This is a genomic window from Arthrobacter sp. Y3223166 (genome assembly GCF_059090935.1).
On the sequence record NZ_JBNHGE010000020.1, the window covers coordinates 1 to 16,813 of the forward strand.

Consider the following 16,813-nt stretch of genomic DNA (forward strand, 5'->3'; position numbering starts at 1 on the left):
CGCCATTGCGCGCGTACTGAAAAACCAGCTGGGCCGAAGCCTCACCTGCGGGAATGCTGAACCTGCCCCCGCTGCCCGTCACATGCGCCGGGTTGGAGATTCCATTGGCTGCGTATGCCGCTGCCCCTTCCAGCGGAACGCCAGCGGAATCCACCAGAACACCCGTCACCGAAGAAACGCCTGCCCAAGCTGCCGCGGCGCCAACGCCGAGTGAAACCGCGGCAAAAATTAGGGTCAAAAACGCGGCAACAACACGTTTCCAACTGCTCGCTGAACTCACCACGATTTGACGCCCCCAACATATCAATGGCTAGGGAGGGCGCTGATCGGCCGTCCGCAACTTGTCAATTATATCTGTAGTAATAACGCCCTCGAGTATTCCACGACCTCATACCGCATAACCTCGGAAAGGGGAACTTGGTTGTCGATTCTCCGTTGGTTATTTCGGTGCATCGAGGCTCAGTTCTTGATCCGCGGACGTTGGTGGATCTCCGCGTCGGCACTTTGAGGTCCTAGCAATGTGGTGCAAGCGGTTCTGGAGCCGACCTTGACCTCGGCGGCATTGTCAGTGCCGGAGCCAGTGAGCTTGTAGGTCATGCCAGTCGCTCCCGTGATGGCGTGCCCGCGTAGTACTACTGGCATCAGAATGTGGTCCCCGAAGTTCAGATGCGGGTCTTCACCGTCAGGCTCTTACGCCCTCGCCGCACCGCTGATCATCGTGGTCATGCTCGTGAGCGAGCCCCTGGATCAGTCAGTTTAGGACGTCGTAGCGCCGGAAGCGCATGAGTACTTCGCCCCGGCATTGGCGGTGATGGCCACCGTTCCTCCCTTGTGCGCGCGTCGTCAGGAATAAAGGCAACGAGACGCCGCAGTGGACCGCGGGTGGTCAGTCTCGGGTGGCGCGACCGGACATCATATCCGCTATTTTAGCTACACATTCGCGTACTCGGCCGTAGTCATTCCCGCTTGAGAGCCGGTCGCGTGCCGCCAGTTCCTCCTGGTGTGCCTCTCCCGACGGCGGCGACGCAGCGCATATGGTCGGCAGTCGCAAAGGCCGGGAGTAGACACTGGCCGCCTCATCGACGCCGTCCAACCCGCCACCCACGTCACCCGCGACCTCGGCATGTCCCGCGCCACCCTCTACCACCGCATCGCCCGCCTCGACACCAAACGCGGCTGGAGCCCAAGGCTGGCGCCCCGGCCTTCCCGAAGGATCACCGCTGCGGGCGGCGGAACGCAGCAGACAAATTTAGGATCCCGGCGTGAGCACCCGGCCCGACGCCGCAGATTCACAACGACATCCGCAAGCACTCCGGTACGGCAGAATGACTAGGTGATGAAGTACGTAGATCTTTTTGCAGGCTGTGGCGGATTGTCCCTGGGCATCGAGCGCGCTGGCGGTGAACTGGTGCTCGCGGTCGAGAAATCCGACATGGCAGCACGGACCTTCTTTCACAACTTAATCGACGATGCCTCCGATCCACTGGCCTGGACCCGCTATGTGGCATCGCCCGTCGCGGAACAGGTGCAGCGAGGCATGCTTGTGCGCGAACTAAGCGTCCTGCTTGGAGAGGATGAAGCGGTCCGTGAACTGGCGGCACTAGAGATCGACCTGGTTGTCGGCGGTCCGCCATGCCAGGGTTTTTCGCTTGCCGGGCGTCGGAATCCCGACGACGTGCGCAACAAACTGCCCTGGGAGTATCTGGAGTTCGTCTCCCGCACGGCGCCGAAGGCCGTCGTCATCGAAAATGTCGTGGGCATGAACCGGAAATTCAGCAGCCAAGAAGAGTCGTCATTCTTCCAGCTCCAGCAGGCACTGGCAGAGGTAGAACCCGGATACGTTGTTCAGGCGGTGCATGCCAACGCCATGCACTACGGTGCCCCGCAGCACCGTCCGCGCCTGATGATCATCGCTGTCAGGTCCGACATCGCAGCGTCACGGAATCTCAAGTCCACTGGCGGCCTGTGGCGTTCCGAATTCGTAGACGCGCTGCCGGCCTCGGTACCTGATCTGGCTCCAGTTCCGACGATAGCCGCGCGAGAGGCTCGGTCAGTCGCTGATGCGATTGCGGATCTCGCTCTTCACACGAAAGAAACCGGCGGCGGCAACGCCCAGTACGTTCGCGAGCTTCGCCCCGAGGAGTGGAGTACGCGTCACGATTCGGCCCGCCTTCCTTTGAACCACATACGCCGAAACCACAAGGGCAAAACCACCGACCGTTTCCGCCTGTACCAGTATTTGGCCGAGGGCGGCCACGACCAGCGAATTATCCGCCAGGCCGCCACCATGCCGGAATCGGACGCGCGTCTATTCGTCAAGATGCAGCTAAATGAGTGCGCACTCCCCGCTGTTGCGCCGGATGGCACAGCCTTGGCGACGACCCTGGACGAACTTACTGATCTCGTCCTGTTGCTTGGCACGAAGAAGCATTCGCAAAAGGTACTTGGTTGGGATCAGCCTGCCCGCACCGTCGTGACACTGCCGGATGACTATGTTCATCCGGCAGAACCCAGGATCTTCACCGTTCGCGAACTGGCAAGATTCCAGGGATTCCCGGACAGGTTCGAATTTTTGGGCAACGAAACGACGGGCGCCCACCGACGCCGCTTGGAGGTACCCCAGTACTCGCAAGTAGGAAATGCAGTGTCGCCGTGGCTATCGTTGGCGGTGGGGAAACGAATCGCCGAAATGGTTGGGGGGCAATGAAGCAAGTGCGGACACTGACTGAATTTGAAATCGGGAATCTCCGGTACCTAACCCGGCGGGAACTCGATTATGGCCTGCTGGAACCCAGCAAAACAGGGCTGGCCAAATCAATCATGGACGCTACGGCAACGTATAGGAGCTACTTACTCCGCCAAAAAATCCATGACTACGACACCCAGCAACAAGGGCCGGCCAATAAGAAGACTATTTCGGCAATGATCGTTTCCCCCTCGGGAGAGACCATCGAGTCAAGGGCAACCCTATATAGGCCCCTCAACAAGCGTGGGGATCCTAGAATCTGGTTTTCGGGCCTCCACAGGCATTGCAATCCCGGGGACCTGCTCGTGAGTTTTTGGCTTGAGGAACGGCTCTGGCTTGCCAACGCAACGCAAGCAAACTTTTCGGAGGATCGATTGTTCATGCAGGAAAGCTCTGCGGTCAGGAATGAAGCCGATTACGGCTACTGGCACGTGCTGGGACGCCTTTGGGACCGTGCCACCGGTGGCAGCGACGTTGCTGCCCGCCCTTCAGTGGGCAGCGAAGCCCTCTGGCCCACGGCTCCCAGGCCTGCAGGAGTCGAAGAGGCAGCCGAATGGCTCCTAGAAGGACTGCGGGGTACCGCATTGCCGCGAATGCTGTTCCTCGTCGGTGGCCCCGGCGCGGGCAAATCCCATACCGCGGCGAGCATCGCCTCCGGTCTGGAGGAAGTGGATCCCAAACAGGACGGGCTGGCGCACCGAACCTACCGATATGCCGCCGCAGATCGGGAGTTGCTGTTGATCAATGACGCAACGATCGGTAGCGAAAAAGAAGAACATGCGGCGCTTATCGGGGATATCGAGGACGCCTGCACGGCTCGCTCCCACCTGCTGGCATGTGTGAACCGCGGCATTCTGGTGGAGGAATCAACCCGCGCAATAAGCCACGCACAAGGTACAGCAGGACCGGGTGAAGCCATTGTCGACTGGATACAAGCGGACACAGGAGACCCGGACGGAGCCAGCGAATGGTCCATCAGCACAGAAACCCGAACTTCATATCTTCAGGCTGGGCGGCTCCTTTCCTTCGGCCAAGCGATCGCCCACGTGCTTGTGGTCTTCGTAGACGTTTGCTCGCTGCTGGAACATCGGCCAAAGGTCAGTATTAGCCAGGGTGCCTCGGACGGGTTTGGCATCGAAGCGGAGGATTATGGTGTTGCCGAATTCTCCGAACGGGCCGGGTGGGGCCCCACGCACACGTCTGCAGGATCCCTCCTGAGCAACGTGCTGGAAGTCATTGAATCTGCCGGTGGTCGTGACGCTAGCCCGGACTGGTTCGATCCCCTACTGGCCAACCAGCAGTCGCTGGCCACCCCACGAGTGCAAGCAGGACTGCTTTCAGTGATTCGCGCTGCCGAAATTGTTGCTTCCCAGCGAATGACTTACCGCGAAATTTGGGGAACCATCACCCGCTGCCTGGTCGGGAACGCCCCTGACGCGGTCACAGCCGACGAACTACAAGACTACATAGCAGGCCTGCAACCAAGATCCGATGACCCGGTCAAGCGTTTCCGTGAGATGCAGAAACTAGCGTCCCTGCGCTATGCACAGGCCTTGTACGGTGACGGCGAGTATGCCGCGGGGAAGGAATCCGATCCGCTACGTAATCCCGTGACCCGCCTGACATCCATGGTGGATCCGGTACGGGACTCGATTCCGGGCAACTTTGACGGCACGTGGAATTCAGGGTGGGCAACGCCCCTGGCGGATGCCTTCACCGGCCCGGTGACTTCCGGATCTCCCCTCGACAGCCTAGAAGCCAATCTTTCAGCGGATGACCCGTTCCACGCCGCGGTAACCGCGTTCGACCGAGAGGTGGACAAAGCATTCGTCAGGGCAACGAACAGCCCGTCGCTGAAGGACAAGCATCGGTACAGGATCATCGCCTGGTACGGGGGATATTTGATGCGCCTTTACGCCACGGCCAACGGGATTCCCGCATTCCGCAGCGAGGTCGCTGCCTGGACGCGCGCCTGGTTCCTTGCTCCCCGGCTTACTCCTGAATTGGAATCCCAGTTACGGACCCTCCTCAGGCCGAAGAGGAACCCGGAGCAAGGACACTCGCCCTCACTCATCCCGCTGTTTGACAGCCGCACCGACCCAATCGTGGGAACTCCCACCGTTCCAAAATTGGCGCTGCGCACGGGGGAAGTTGAGTTGCGAACGCGTACAGACTCGGAGTCCCTCTTCCTGCGGCTGCTGGAGAACAGCCGAGAAGTGGCCCAAATTGGGCTTGATTTCCCGTTGATCAGGGAGGCCATGGCTTGTGCCTCTGGACATTCCGGAGTGACGGAGCTGTCGGACGCGACATCGCCCCGGCTGGAACGGTACAGGGCTGCGCGTCTAATCCCTGGTCAGCTCAAGGATGCGCAGTATTGCGTAGTCGTCGCCAAAGAGGACCAGCCGCTGGTTGTTGGAGTCCGTTCATGAGCCCGGATGCCCAGAAAATGATCCTGCCCCTGCCGCGGCCACAATACGTGGCGGCCCCGGAAGCCCTGATCACGTCCCTCGCCTGGCGCCTCTTTGACGTGGAGATGGAGCCAGAGACCTCCGGCAAGAAGACAGGTCTCCTTTTCCGGATCGCTCCGCGGCAGACCGACACCCTGGCCTACCGCGCCAGCGAACCCAGCGGCGAACGGCTCGGCCATTTTAGTGACGCCCTGCGCGCAGAAGGACTACGCACCACGGGCGATCCCGAGAACCTGGCTCAAGCGGTCTCCAATAGTGTCCTAGGTGTCCGCATAGAGAACAGCGGCGGCCAACCGGCCAGTCCCATGACCCCGGCACTTGCCCTCCTCCAGAATGTACGCGGACTCCTCGGCGGCCCCAATCCGCCTCCGCTGGCCGAAATCCTTGAATCCCTATACCGGCTGGGCCTGCCTTCCAAGGTCCATACCGCGGGGCCGGCACAGATGTGGCTCGGTGCGGCCGAGCGGCGCATGTCCGTGGACCCGCTGGTCCAAGCACTAGACCGTGCCGTGGACACGTCAGTATTGGACAGCCCGCGGAAACTACGTACGAGCTCCCGCCCTGTTAAGGCCGACGCCTGGCAGGGACTTTTCGCCGCTACCCCGTTTGAGTGGTTCGCCACTGCGTGGAATCAGATAACGGACGAAAGCTGGGTGGATGCGCTGCCCGCACGTGTCTGGGTGGATTGGGCATCCACTATCCTCCGGCTGGCCGTGGGCTTCGGATTCCTTTGGGAATCCGCTTGGTATGACGCGCTGGCCCGCGAGGTGCTTCGGGGACAGCCTCCCACGTGGGAGAGCGTGCGGGAGGGCATCGGCCCCGTCATCCCATGGAAATCGGCACGAGCGGGCCTCGGACTCCGGGACGTATCGTCCCAGCTGACCTGGCGGCTGCGCCGAGGTGACCAGATCCGGAACCTCCTGTCCGAATGGATGAAGGGCAAGGACGTCGATGACGAAACCTTCGAAGACATCCTGAGGCAGATGCACGACGATGCCGTTCTCTGTGGCGAACTCACGGAAGTACGGAGCGCCCGAAGGAAAACTTCGTCGGGAAAGAACCTGTGGGAGGCGGTCAGGTACGCCCTCCAAACCAGGGAGGTAAGCGGGCCTTTCGCCGACTACTATGGGCTGCTGAAGTCATACGGTTCAAATGGACGAAGCCTGAGGGTGGAACCGGGAACCGAATGGATGGCTGTCGTGGCGAGCTTGGCATGCGGCCGCCCGGGCGCAACGACGAATGTGGGGGCTGTCCTCGGATCCTTGGACATGCTGGGGCTGCGTCCGGAGCTCGGCGACCTGATCACTTTGCTCGAACGTGCAGGTCTTGCCAGGGGCAGCGCCGACGCTGACCAAGGCGTCCTCGTGCAGAGCGCTTTCTAGGAGAAGATATGGGCAAGGAACTACTGGGAAACGCTCTGGGGCGATGCTTGGCTCGACTGGGCAATCTAAGAGCGGCATACCTTCCGGATGCCATAGGTGAATCGACGGCCGAGGCAATCGTGCGGCGGGCCAATGCCCAGAAAACAGGCAACCGACCGCCCTTCGCGATCCTCGTGACAAGGGGTCGCGAGGACCTCTCGGACGATGCCTGCCTCCGGCTCACGCCTCAAAGCGCCATCCAGTACCGCCAAGACGACCGGCTAGCCGTCGTGACAGGACGCCGCCCAGACCTCGCTTCCTTCGAGGCTTTCCGAGAAGTCTTGGGCACGTCTTACCCCAGCGGTGCCAGCGGCGACGTTTCCCTCCACAACGTCGCCGAGGCGGCGCTGGACGAGGTTCTCGCGGCTGCCGGCATACAGGCGGACGGCATCTGGCAGCGGGATGAAGCGGTTGAACGTATGGCTGGCTGTTTCAAGCAACTTCAGGCTGCCCACGAAGCCTTAGAACAGGGGGCTAAGGGGTGGAACGCCTATTGGTTTGAGCATGTCTCCGACGGGCTGGAGAATCTGGCGGAACTCTTGTCCGTAAAGTCAAAGGCAGAGCCGTCACTGTCCCTCGATAACGCGCTTGCACGGTACACCTTCGCGTCCTTCGCCCTCCCTGCACCTAAGAACGGGCTGCTGCTGAAAAAGGGAGCCCCGAACATCGGCAGGACAATCGCCGAAGCCCTGGATTCGTGGTGGACGGATACAACGACCATCCTCACGACGACCCAGTTGCTGGCCCACCACCCCGATACCCAGGGAACGCCCCACCCCGTGGCGACATTGGACTGGGACGGATTTGATCAAACCCTGGGTGCGGAAGACAACCATCTTGTGGCCCTGCTCCGCCAGGGCGCACGCTCCGTGGACGCGACGGAGGCATTCGCCTCGCTGACGGAGGACCAATTCTTCCATCCGCCGGGGTTGGAGGGCCAGACCGGTTCGCTCGTGCTCTACGGCCCGGACGGAGAGGATCTATCCGCAGCAGACTCTTCAGAACAAGGGCCCTTCGTGCTCTTCTCCGAGGTCGCGGACCCTGCAGCTTCCCCGGTGGCACTGCGCTCCCAGCCGGTGCGTGTGCGGATTCCCACTGTCGCAATCCCCCGCCAGCACGATGCAGAAGCGTCTTCGCTCTCCCTGTCCGCCTCAGCACGAAGCATGGTCTGGGACGGCGGTGTGGAGCTCGATCCCGATGGCGGGTTGTGGGCCGTCGGTCGATTCATCCGCGATGCGGGTAAGCCTCCCTGCAAGAACTCCATTGCTGCCATACGGATCGGGATCGACATAGGCGCGTCCGATCCCCTGGCCGGAGTGGTGGACAACTCGGCGTCGTGCGTTTTCTACTTGCTCCCGCCAACTGGTCCCGGCCTGCTATTCATGCCGGTCCAGACAAAGGACGCTCGGGGACGCGCCACGTATGTAGGCCCGGACACTTTCCAACCCGACCGCGAGCCGGCACTCGAGGAAGCCCGCTTCCTGGGAACGTTTGGCAATCCCGACGCGTCATACCAACTGCTCATATGGGGCGCTACTGGAAGCGGCGAGGTTCGGCTCCAAGGACGACCGGTCGATGCCTTCAAGGACAGGGAAGGGCTGGCTTCGGCCACGGTGATTCCCAGTGGGTTCGACCAAATCGTCATGCACAACACCGTGTTCGAGCTTCGGACACCGCAGCCCAAGGCGGCTTGCCATTCCCCGATCGTCGCAGCCTTGGACAAGCAGCATGTATCCGTCGAACGGCCAGGTCCGGAAACCGAGGGCTCGGTGCGGGGAGCCCTGGAAGGACTCCTTGCGCGCAATATCGTCACGCCCGAGTGGCAACGGGCGCTCGGGCACATCGCCCTGCCTGCCGACCGCAACACCCGGATTGCTGACTTGGGCACGGGAGCAAGCCCGGCTCTGCTCATGAACGCGGACATGCATGCCCCCTGGTCCGCCGTTTGCGGCCTTGAAATCCCGTCCGGCCTAATTGACTCCACGGAAGCGGAAGAATTCCGCCAAGCGTTCGTCGCCCTCGAAATCGATGGCGCGCTGCGAGATACAGGAGCCGCCCCTGGACAACCCGCTGAATGGCCTTCCCGAACGTCCTGGCGGCATTTGTGGAATGACGGAAAAGCAAAACTCACAGAATATTTGGCCTCGTATGCCCGGCTCATTGATAGGGCAAAAGAACTTGGCGATCCTGCGGGGACTTTCTGGGCCACCTACCCGTTCAGCGTAAGCGTATGGGATACCGCCTCCACCGGTAAGTGCACCGCGGTCCTGTTGAGCCCGCTGCACCCCCTACGGCTTGCTTGGCTCGCGGGTGTGGAAGACACCCTGTGGAACGCCGCTGATGCGAAGTCCCTAGCCGGAACGGTGGAAGGATGGAATTTTCCCCTCATGGGACCGAGGGAAACATCCAACGGCCGGATGGTGGCAGTGCCGATTGACAGCGGCGAGGACCAGATCTTCTTGGGCTGGTCCATGCTTGTCGAAGCCTCGATTGACGGCCCGCGGGCTCTCCAGCCACCGGTAAGCATCGGCAACCTGCCTGCCCCAGGAAGCTCTGCGAGTGGGCTGAATGCGACGGCTGCGGCAGCAGCACTACGCAGCTATCGCAACATGAACCCCCACGTGTCTACCCTGACCATCGACTTGGCAGCAATTTCTCCCACGGCCCGGTTGGCCGAAGTCGACAGTGCCGTCCTGGGAGCTGTCGAACAATGGACTCAAGGCAAGGAAGCCCAGCTCGTTGGCGGTGCCCGCATCTGGGACTCGCTTAATCGCCGCGGAGAGTCCCCCCGCGAGGCCGCAACCCGCCTGATGAGACTCACCGCCGGAATTCCACTGATCTGGTCCCGGTACGAACCAGACGCGGCTAGCTCCAAAACCTGCAACATACGTCTACTGCAGGACTCCGGCGTGCAATTGGAGGTGCGTCCAGAGGGCAAGGGAAACCTTGGCCTCATTGGGCCCATTCCGCTCCGGAGGTTCGAAGCCCACGAACCACCCGCCGAAGGGTCACCACTATCGGAATCCCGTCCGGCCCTCCGGCAGGGCTCGGGATGGGACCCCTTTGCGCGCGCACTCAGGGCAGTGGAAGGCGCGAATATCCAGCCACGCATCATGTCACGCCTGTTCAAGGCGATGCTTGTGGACAACCGTGCGGACTGGACAGTCTCCGGAGAAGCCTTGGTCAACCCCAGCGCCATGGCCTCACTGGTCAAGAACACCGGCGGCGGTAACCAGATGCTGTGGGAGTGGCGTCCGCCGTTCCTCGAGCCTTCCAACGACGTCCCCCAGCTCGAACGCCGCCCTTTCATCTCCGTAGCCCGTATCCCGGGCAGCTTCCGCACGCAGATCAAGAACATGCTGAGCAAGGCCTACGGCAGGCCCGTGGACGAGGACAACGTAAACGAACTCCTCGGCAAGCTGGGAGCAAGGGGGGTCGGCCTGTCCGCGCTCCTGTCCATGGGCGGAACCCACGCCTCGGGCGCTTTGGGGTTCTATCTGGCATTCTCACTCATGGATTGCCTTGAGCCAGATGGCGCGGAATACTTCATTCTTCCGATCGACGCCTGCGATGCGTTCCTCAGAGCCCTGGCAGGAAATTCGAACCACGGCGGCGGGACGCGCAGGGCCGACCTTCTGATTATTCGGCTAGATGACCAAGCGGTGACGCTTATTCCCGTGGAGATCAAGTGCTACGGCCTTGAATCCAACGGATCCGCTCCCAACCTTCCAAGCCCCGGAGACTCCGCTTTCCGCGAGCCTCTCCAACAACTGGAATCGACGACCGCGCTGCTCCGCAAACTGCAGGCGCGTTGCGACGACCTACAGTCCGGGGGAAACACGTCCGACAGTGCCCTTTGGCACAACGGGCTGGGGGCATTGGTCGAAGCCGGCGTCCGGCTTAGGCCTACCACGACCACCTCACCGGACCGGTTGGCCGATCGGCTCCAACGCCTCGTCAACGGGGACATGCCCGTACGCGTTGGCCGGCCCATCGTCAGCTACTTCCGGTACCAGTCCCAAACGCTCCAAGGCGAGGATTTCGCGTCATACATAGATGAGGCAATCGACTCTTCGAAGACCTCGGATCGGTACGGAGCGCTAGTCGCCGACGTAGGCGCCGCCTTCGAGCAGGTAGGAGAGGCTGCCGGAAACATGATTGAGGCTTGGCAAACGGTGGTCTCCTGGGCTGCCGACGTGTCCCCGGACATCCCCTCCGAGAGTGCGTTTAGCCCGGGCCAGCAACAGCCCACCTTGTCACCTTCCGACCAACCACCGCAGCCGGTTGGGTTCCCATCCGACTCCCATTCCTTCAAGGGTGACGAGGACACCGCCCCCGAAACCCCGGGTGAAGATGTGCAGGAAGGCGCGGCTTCCTCCGATCACGGCGAGCCGGAAGATCCCGTCAAAACCAGCCTGATAGAAGACGGGGTACCGGATTCAGCGGAGGGAAACACGGAAACCGCGGGCTGGGTAGCGCCGCACGACGAAAATGGCATGGCTGGTGACGGAGTCCGCTTCCCTGTAGGCGACCTAATGAATGTGCTTGGAAAAGCGCAGGCCGAATACTGGCCGAGCAACACAGCCCTCAACCAGATGAACATCGGTGTCGTCGGGGATCTGGGAACTGGTAAGACCCAGTTGCTCAAGTCCCTGATCTTCCAACTGAGGTCTTCTGCCGAGCGCACGCAGGAAAATCCCCTGTCGCTGCTTATCCTCGACTACAAAAGAGACTTCCAAGACGAAAAATTCTTGGAAGCGGTAGGCGGCAAGGTCCTAAGGCCGCAGCGCATTCCCCTCAACATCTTCGCGCTGCCGGCCGAGTACACGGCACTGGCGGCCTTCCAACGGGCCCAGGCCTTCTGCGACGTGATCAGCAAGATTTATGCCGGTGTAGGTCCCGTGCAGCGCGACCGTCTCGTTACGGTCATCACGCAGCTCTATAAGGACCAAGAGGGAAAGCCTCCTACGCTCTCACAAGTCCTAGACGCATACCGCGACGCCGGAGGGAAGCCGGATGCGGTTACAGGCATCCTCAATACTTTCGTGCTGGGCGAGGTCTTTAGCGACGATCCGGAGGGCCTAGTGCCCTTTGCAGATCTTATCTACGACAAGGTGCTTGTGCTGGCGCTAAGCGACCTAGGCACCGATCAAAATGCCAAGAACGCCTTGGTTGTCCTTTTCCTGAACATGTACTACGACTACATGCTCAAGGCAGAAAAGTGGCCCTATGTCGGGCAGTCGCCCCAGTTAAGGCGCTTGAACTCCTTCCTGCTCGTGGATGAAGCGGTCAACATCATGAGGTACGAATTCCCCGTGTTGATGGACCTTATGCTCCAAGGGCGAGAGTTTGGCTTTGGAGTGATCCTCGCATCCCAGTATCTGTCGCATTTCCGAACCGGCGGAGCGAATTACGGCGAACCCCTCCTGACTTGGTTCATCCACAAGGTGCCCAGTGTGAGCCAAAGGGAGCTCGAACAGCTTGGCCTCAACGGAATACCCCAAGGAGCAGCCTCCTACATCCCGGACCAAAAAGTGCACGAAGCCCTATACTGTTCGCTCAACTATCCGGGAAACTTCATCAAGGGCATACCCTTCTACCAGTTGATGAGCCCGGTGCACTGAGTTCAAGCGCTGCCGAGGATGAGTTCGAAGCCACCGATGGCCCTCAAGCCAAGCACTTCCGTCCCCCATGTCAGGGGCCCTTACCTGAGGCAGTTCCCACCCCGCACGCAGGATGTTTTCAGGCCGTTTTTATAGCCTGCAAGTACCTCAAGGTGCGAGTGATGACTAAGGCCCCCAGCTTCCCCCAGGCTGGGGGCCTTCACGATTTAAGGGCACTTCTTAAGGGCACTCCACAAACGAGAGTGCAGCCTAGGCCCGAATCTGCCGGCCTCCATCAAGGAGCTGGACATGCAGTCGGCGAGGTTGCGGAAAGCCGCCGGTAGCACCGCGTAAGTGCTCCAGACGGCTGTTGATGGCCCTGCTCGGTCCCTTGTATGCAGCTGGCCTTTCTTGCGGCCCCGGCGGCCACGGGGTCTTGCTGGACCCGCACGGAGAGCCTGCCAGGCCTGTATTCGAAGGTCGTCCTTGAGACTGACTTGATCAAGGGCGAAGTCAGCCGTTCAAGAAATTCTTAACGGCATCTAGGACGTTGGGATCGTTCTTGATTTCGCATTCCCACACAACGAGTGTGTCCCACCCCAAAGCACGAAGTTCGGTGGTTTGCCGGAGATCGCGTTCTCCGTTGCGCAGCCTCTTCTCGGTCCAGAAGGGCGTGTTTGATTTGGGCAAACGCACCCCCACGGGACACTCGTGCCCGTGCCAGAAGCAGCCGTGGACGAAAATAACCTTTCGCCTGCCGGCAAATACGAGGTCAGGCTTCCCTGGAAGCTTGGGATCGTGGAGCCGGTACCGAAAGCCCTCGCGGTGGACCATCTTACGGAGCAGGATTTCGGGCTTGGTGTTCTTGGATCGAATCTTCGACATATGGGCGCTTCGCTGCTCGGGGCTCATGAAGTCGGCCATGCGTCCATCATAGGGAACCAAACTCCCGTTGGTGGGGATGGAGTGGTCTTCACCGTCATGGCCGACCGGACCCAAATGGAACTCGACATCAAGCGCGAACGCATCACCCGACTCCGTGGCCAAGCGCCGCGCCACCGGAACCTCTACCACGGTGACGACGTCCGGAGGGCCGAACTTCCGGTAGACCGCGGCCCTTATCGCGCAGATCCCGATGGGAGTGCCGTGGCCCTGCCGGACATGCGCCGCGGGTGCGCGGACCTTCGAGCGCGGCGGCGGATGAAGTACTCGGCGACGGCAAGGTTGAGCAGCCAGGCCGACCCCATGAGCACTGCACGGCTCAGTTCGTTGGTCGGGCCCACCAGGATAATCCAAGGGATGGTCACCAAGGCCTGTGTGCCCGCCGCGATTCCGATGGCGTAACCGCGGGCCATCCAGGCACCGTGGGCGGCGAAGTTGCGCCGCTGGATCGCGAGGACGCCCAGGACGATGCTCGCCGTCATGGCCGTGCCGAATACCAGCCGAAGGACGAGCAGGATGACACCGTCGTCGGGCGGGAGGTCGTAGAAGACGGACATCCAAAGGCCGGAAAGGGCAACGAGCAGGCCGGCCGGGATGAGGACAACCCCGGCGATGCGGTGCCAGCTGCGCCCGCCTCGCTTGCCGCGGCGCAGCGAGGGCACAAACTGGAAGGCCCCCAGCAGGCTGTAGACGATGGCGGCGGGGATGTGGATCAGCACCGGGACCGGCGCGTCGAAGAACCGCTCGTTGGCCGGCGTGACCGCCGCTCCCCCAGTCAGCTCGGCCACCCGTATGGACCCGAAGATGACCGGGATGAGGCTGACAAAGATCAAGCCGGCGGGTATGAGCCAGCGGCCGCGCGGCCGGCGCCCGGAGGCCTTGGTGACGGCGATCGTTTCTGCAGCCATTGTTTGTTCCCCAAGTTCGTGGGTGTACGGCGTACACCTTGTGATCTAAAAGTAGGTGTACGTTGTACACTTGTCAAGAGATAGCTGCCGTCGGAAAGGGTGGTCCTGATGGCTCAGCAGGTGGAGTCGGCTCGCCGCACCCCGCTGAACAGGGAGCGGGTGTTGCGCGCCGCCGTCGCACTTGCCGACGAAGCCGGCGTCGACGCGCTCAGCATGCGCAAGCTTGCCCAGGAACTGGGCGTGGTGCCAATGGCCCTCTACAAGCACGTCGCCAACAAGGAAGAACTTCTGGACGGCATGGTTGACGTCATCGTCGGCGAGATCGAGACGCGACCCAGCGGGACGGACTGGCGGAACGCCGTCCGTCAACGGGTGTTGTCGGCCCGGGAGGTCCTGCTGCGCCACCCATGGGCCTGCCAGGTACTCGAGTCGCGCACCAACAAAACGCCCGTTGTCCTTGACTACATGGACTCGGTGATCGGCATGTTTCGTGCCGGTGGATTCTCGGTCGACCTCACCCACCACGTGATGCACGCCCTGGGCAGCCGGATGTGGGGTTTCACCCAGGAGCTGTTCGACGACTCGCAGAGCGCGCCGGCGGACGTGCCGCCGGAGATGCTGCAGATGATGGCCGCGCGGTACCCCTATATCGCCGAGGTTGCGATGGCTGGCGCGCACGACGACGGGACCGTGGTAGGCCGAGGCTGCGACGACCAGTTCGAGTTCGAGTTTGCCCTGGACCTGCTGCTGGACGGTTTCGAAAGGCTCCACCAGCAGGGTTGGACCTCGGCCTCGCGCTAAGGCGACGCACGGCAGGATCACTGCATTTTGGCGGCCTGCACGAAATCGCGAATCAGCCCGACGTCCTTGACGCCGCGGCTGGATTCAACGCCACTGGAGACATCCACGCCGATCGGCCGGAGCGTGGCGATCAGCCCGCCGACGTTAGCGGGAGTCAGCCCTCCGGCCAGCAGCCAGAACCCCCGCGGCGGTTGCGCCTGGATGGCGCTTGCGTTGAAGGTCACTCCGGCGCCGGGCTCAACTGCATCGAGCAGGACGCGGCCTGCCACCCAGTCCGCCTTTTCGTCCGCTGGGAGGGCTTCATAGCCCTCGGCGGAGAAGGCGCGCAGAGTCCGGAACCCCGCGTCCTCGAGCAAGCGGATGTCGCCGCGCGGCTCGTCGCCGTGCAGCTGGACGGTGGTCACCGCCGCGGCCCTGGCGGTTTCGAGCACCTCGCCGATGGGCTGGTTGCGGAACACGCCGACCGTTTCGACATCCGCCGGCACGGTTTCGCCGAGCGCGCGTGCCAATTGGGCACCGACTGTGCGCGGGCCACCGGGGGCGAAGACGAAGCCGACCGCGTCCGCGCCGGCGTCGATGGCGGCCGCGACCGCCTCTGGAGTCCGCAGTCCGCAGATCTTGACATAGGTTTCAGCCATTATTCCTGCCCGTTCGTGCTGTGCGTGTACGTGTGCATCCGCTCGCCGTGAGGCCGAAACTGCTCACAATTTCGACGCGAGGGCTTCGCCGTGGCCGCGGACTCCGCCAAGCACCTTCTGGGATGCGCGCTCCGGCGAGCGGAGCCGGCTCTGGAGCCCGCCACGCTTGAGGACACCATCGTAGCCGCCCGCAGGTGCGCCGCATCCGGGTCGGCGGGCGAGTTCCGGTCAGGCCTTGCCCCGGGCACGTAGGGTATGAGGGACGAGCGCTGGACGACGACCCGAGGAGGAGCATGCGCGCCTACGTCCTCCTGCTGCTGGTGGTCATCTTCTATGCCGGCAACATCTTGACCGGCAAGGCGCTCGGCGACCTGCCGCCTTTGACCATCGCGTTCTTCCGGGTCTTCATTGCCTTCCTGGTGTTGCTCCCGCTGGGCTACCGCGGCGCCTGGGAGTCCCGTCGCCTGTTCCTCCAGCACCGCAAGCCGCTGCTGCTGATGACGCTCACGGGAGTTGCCCTCTTCAATACGCTGATCTACACCGCCCTCCAATTCACCTCGGCCACCAACGCCTCGGTGCTGGAAGCCTCGGTGCCGGCGGCGACGGTGGCCCTCAGCTTCTGGCTGTTGCGCGAGCGGCTCAGGGCGATCCAGTGGTTCGGCGTCGTGCTCTCCATATGCGGGGCGCTGTGGGTTGTTACCAACGGACAGCTCATGAGCCTCGCGGACCTGTCCTGGAACATCGGCGATGCCATCATGGCGGCGGCCGCCGTGTCCTGGGCGGTGTATTCGATCGCTGTGAAAAAGTATCTGCACCTGTTCCCATCCTACGGGGCGGTCCTGGTGATGACCGGGCTGTCGGTCATGATCCTGCTGCCCGTCATGGCGGCGGAGTGGCTGGTCGTGGGAGTCCCGCGGATCGGCGGAGGCCACTGGTCCGGCCTCGTGTACCTCGGCGTCTTTCCGTCGGTGATTGCCCTGATGCTCTACAACCGCGCCGTTGCCGTCCTCGGGGCGTCACAGACGTCCGTGTTCCTGAACTTCGTGCCGGTCTTTACCATGCTCGGTGCGTATCTGCTGCTGAACGAGAGCATCAGCGTCATGCAGATTCTCGGCGCCGCCCTGGTGATGTGCGGCGTGTTCTTCACCACCCGGGACAAAACAAGCGCCGGGCGCAAGGGCTTGCGGCCCGCCGTGGAACCTCGCAGGGATTCAGCCGCTGAGGAGATTCCTTAGCGTCCGTCGCTTTGGAACGGGGGCCGCTATCAGGCGTACGGTGGCTTCAAG

General features: G+C 62.2%; 10 protein-coding genes. 6 read left to right on the plus strand and 4 right to left on the minus strand.

The features are described from left to right. Positions 1-280, minus strand: a 280-nt coding sequence (locus tag AC5RUH_RS10385) for a hypothetical protein (protein WP_494128522.1), incomplete at its 3' end; no start/stop codon positions are given. A 1,056-nt stretch (positions 281-1,336) separates the two neighbouring features. Here AC5RUH_RS10385 and AC5RUH_RS10390 point away from each other — a divergent pair. The 4 genes from AC5RUH_RS10390 to AC5RUH_RS10405 all read left to right on the plus strand — a co-directional run bounded on the left by AC5RUH_RS10390 (position 1,337) and on the right by AC5RUH_RS10405 (position 12,259). Next, positions 1,337-2,707: a DNA cytosine methyltransferase gene (locus tag AC5RUH_RS10390; protein ID WP_494128555.1), complete on the plus strand. Its 1,371-nt coding sequence runs from the start codon at positions 1,337-1,339 to the stop codon at positions 2,705-2,707. A gap of 344 nt (positions 2,708-3,051) precedes the next feature. Next, positions 3,052-5,175: a hypothetical protein gene (locus tag AC5RUH_RS10395; protein ID WP_494128523.1), complete on the plus strand. Its 2,124-nt coding sequence runs from the start codon at positions 3,052-3,054 to the stop codon at positions 5,173-5,175. Beyond that, positions 5,172-6,596: a hypothetical protein gene (locus AC5RUH_RS10400; RefSeq protein ID WP_494128524.1), complete on the plus strand. Its 1,425-nt coding sequence runs from the start codon at positions 5,172-5,174 to the stop codon at positions 6,594-6,596. The genes AC5RUH_RS10395 and AC5RUH_RS10400 overlap by 4 nt, the downstream gene beginning before the upstream one ends. Positions 6,597-6,604: 8 nt before the next feature. Then, the gene (locus AC5RUH_RS10405) at positions 6,605-12,259 is read left to right on the plus strand and encodes an ATP-binding protein (RefSeq protein ID WP_494128525.1); all 5,655 of its coding nucleotides are present in this window, start codon (positions 6,605-6,607) and stop codon (positions 12,257-12,259) included. 492 nt (positions 12,260-12,751) lie between these two features. On the opposite strand, the gene AC5RUH_RS10410 is transcribed toward AC5RUH_RS10405, so the two are convergent. Together AC5RUH_RS10410 and AC5RUH_RS10415 are read right to left on the minus strand one after the other, a co-directional pair. After that, a complete protein-coding gene (locus AC5RUH_RS10410; RefSeq protein ID WP_494128526.1) occupies positions 12,752-13,285 on the minus strand; it encodes a very short patch repair endonuclease in 534 nt (177 codons plus the stop codon). A gap of 71 nt (positions 13,286-13,356) precedes the next feature. Next, on the minus strand, positions 13,357-14,088 hold the full coding sequence (locus AC5RUH_RS10415) for a DUF2306 domain-containing protein (protein ID WP_494128527.1): 732 nt from the start codon (positions 14,086-14,088) through the stop codon (positions 13,357-13,359). A gap of 108 nt (positions 14,089-14,196) precedes the next feature. Between AC5RUH_RS10415 and AC5RUH_RS10420 the strand changes: the two genes are divergently transcribed. Continuing rightward, entirely contained in the window at positions 14,197-14,889 is a 693-nt protein-coding gene (locus AC5RUH_RS10420) for a TetR/AcrR family transcriptional regulator (RefSeq protein ID WP_494128528.1), read from the plus strand. A 17-nt stretch (positions 14,890-14,906) separates the two neighbouring features. Here the strand turns inward: AC5RUH_RS10420 and AC5RUH_RS10425 are convergent, their stop codons facing one another. After that, positions 14,907-15,527, minus strand: coding sequence for a phosphoribosylanthranilate isomerase (locus tag AC5RUH_RS10425; protein WP_494128529.1), 621 nt, complete (start codon positions 15,525-15,527; stop codon positions 14,907-14,909). Positions 15,528-15,820: 293 nt separating this feature from the next. Here AC5RUH_RS10425 and AC5RUH_RS10430 point away from each other — a divergent pair, with 293 nt between their 5' ends. Further along, the gene (locus AC5RUH_RS10430; protein ID WP_494128530.1) at positions 15,821-16,762 is read left to right on the plus strand and encodes a DMT family transporter; all 942 of its coding nucleotides are present in this window, start codon (positions 15,821-15,823) and stop codon (positions 16,760-16,762) included. Positions 16,763-16,813 lie beyond the last annotated feature (51 nt).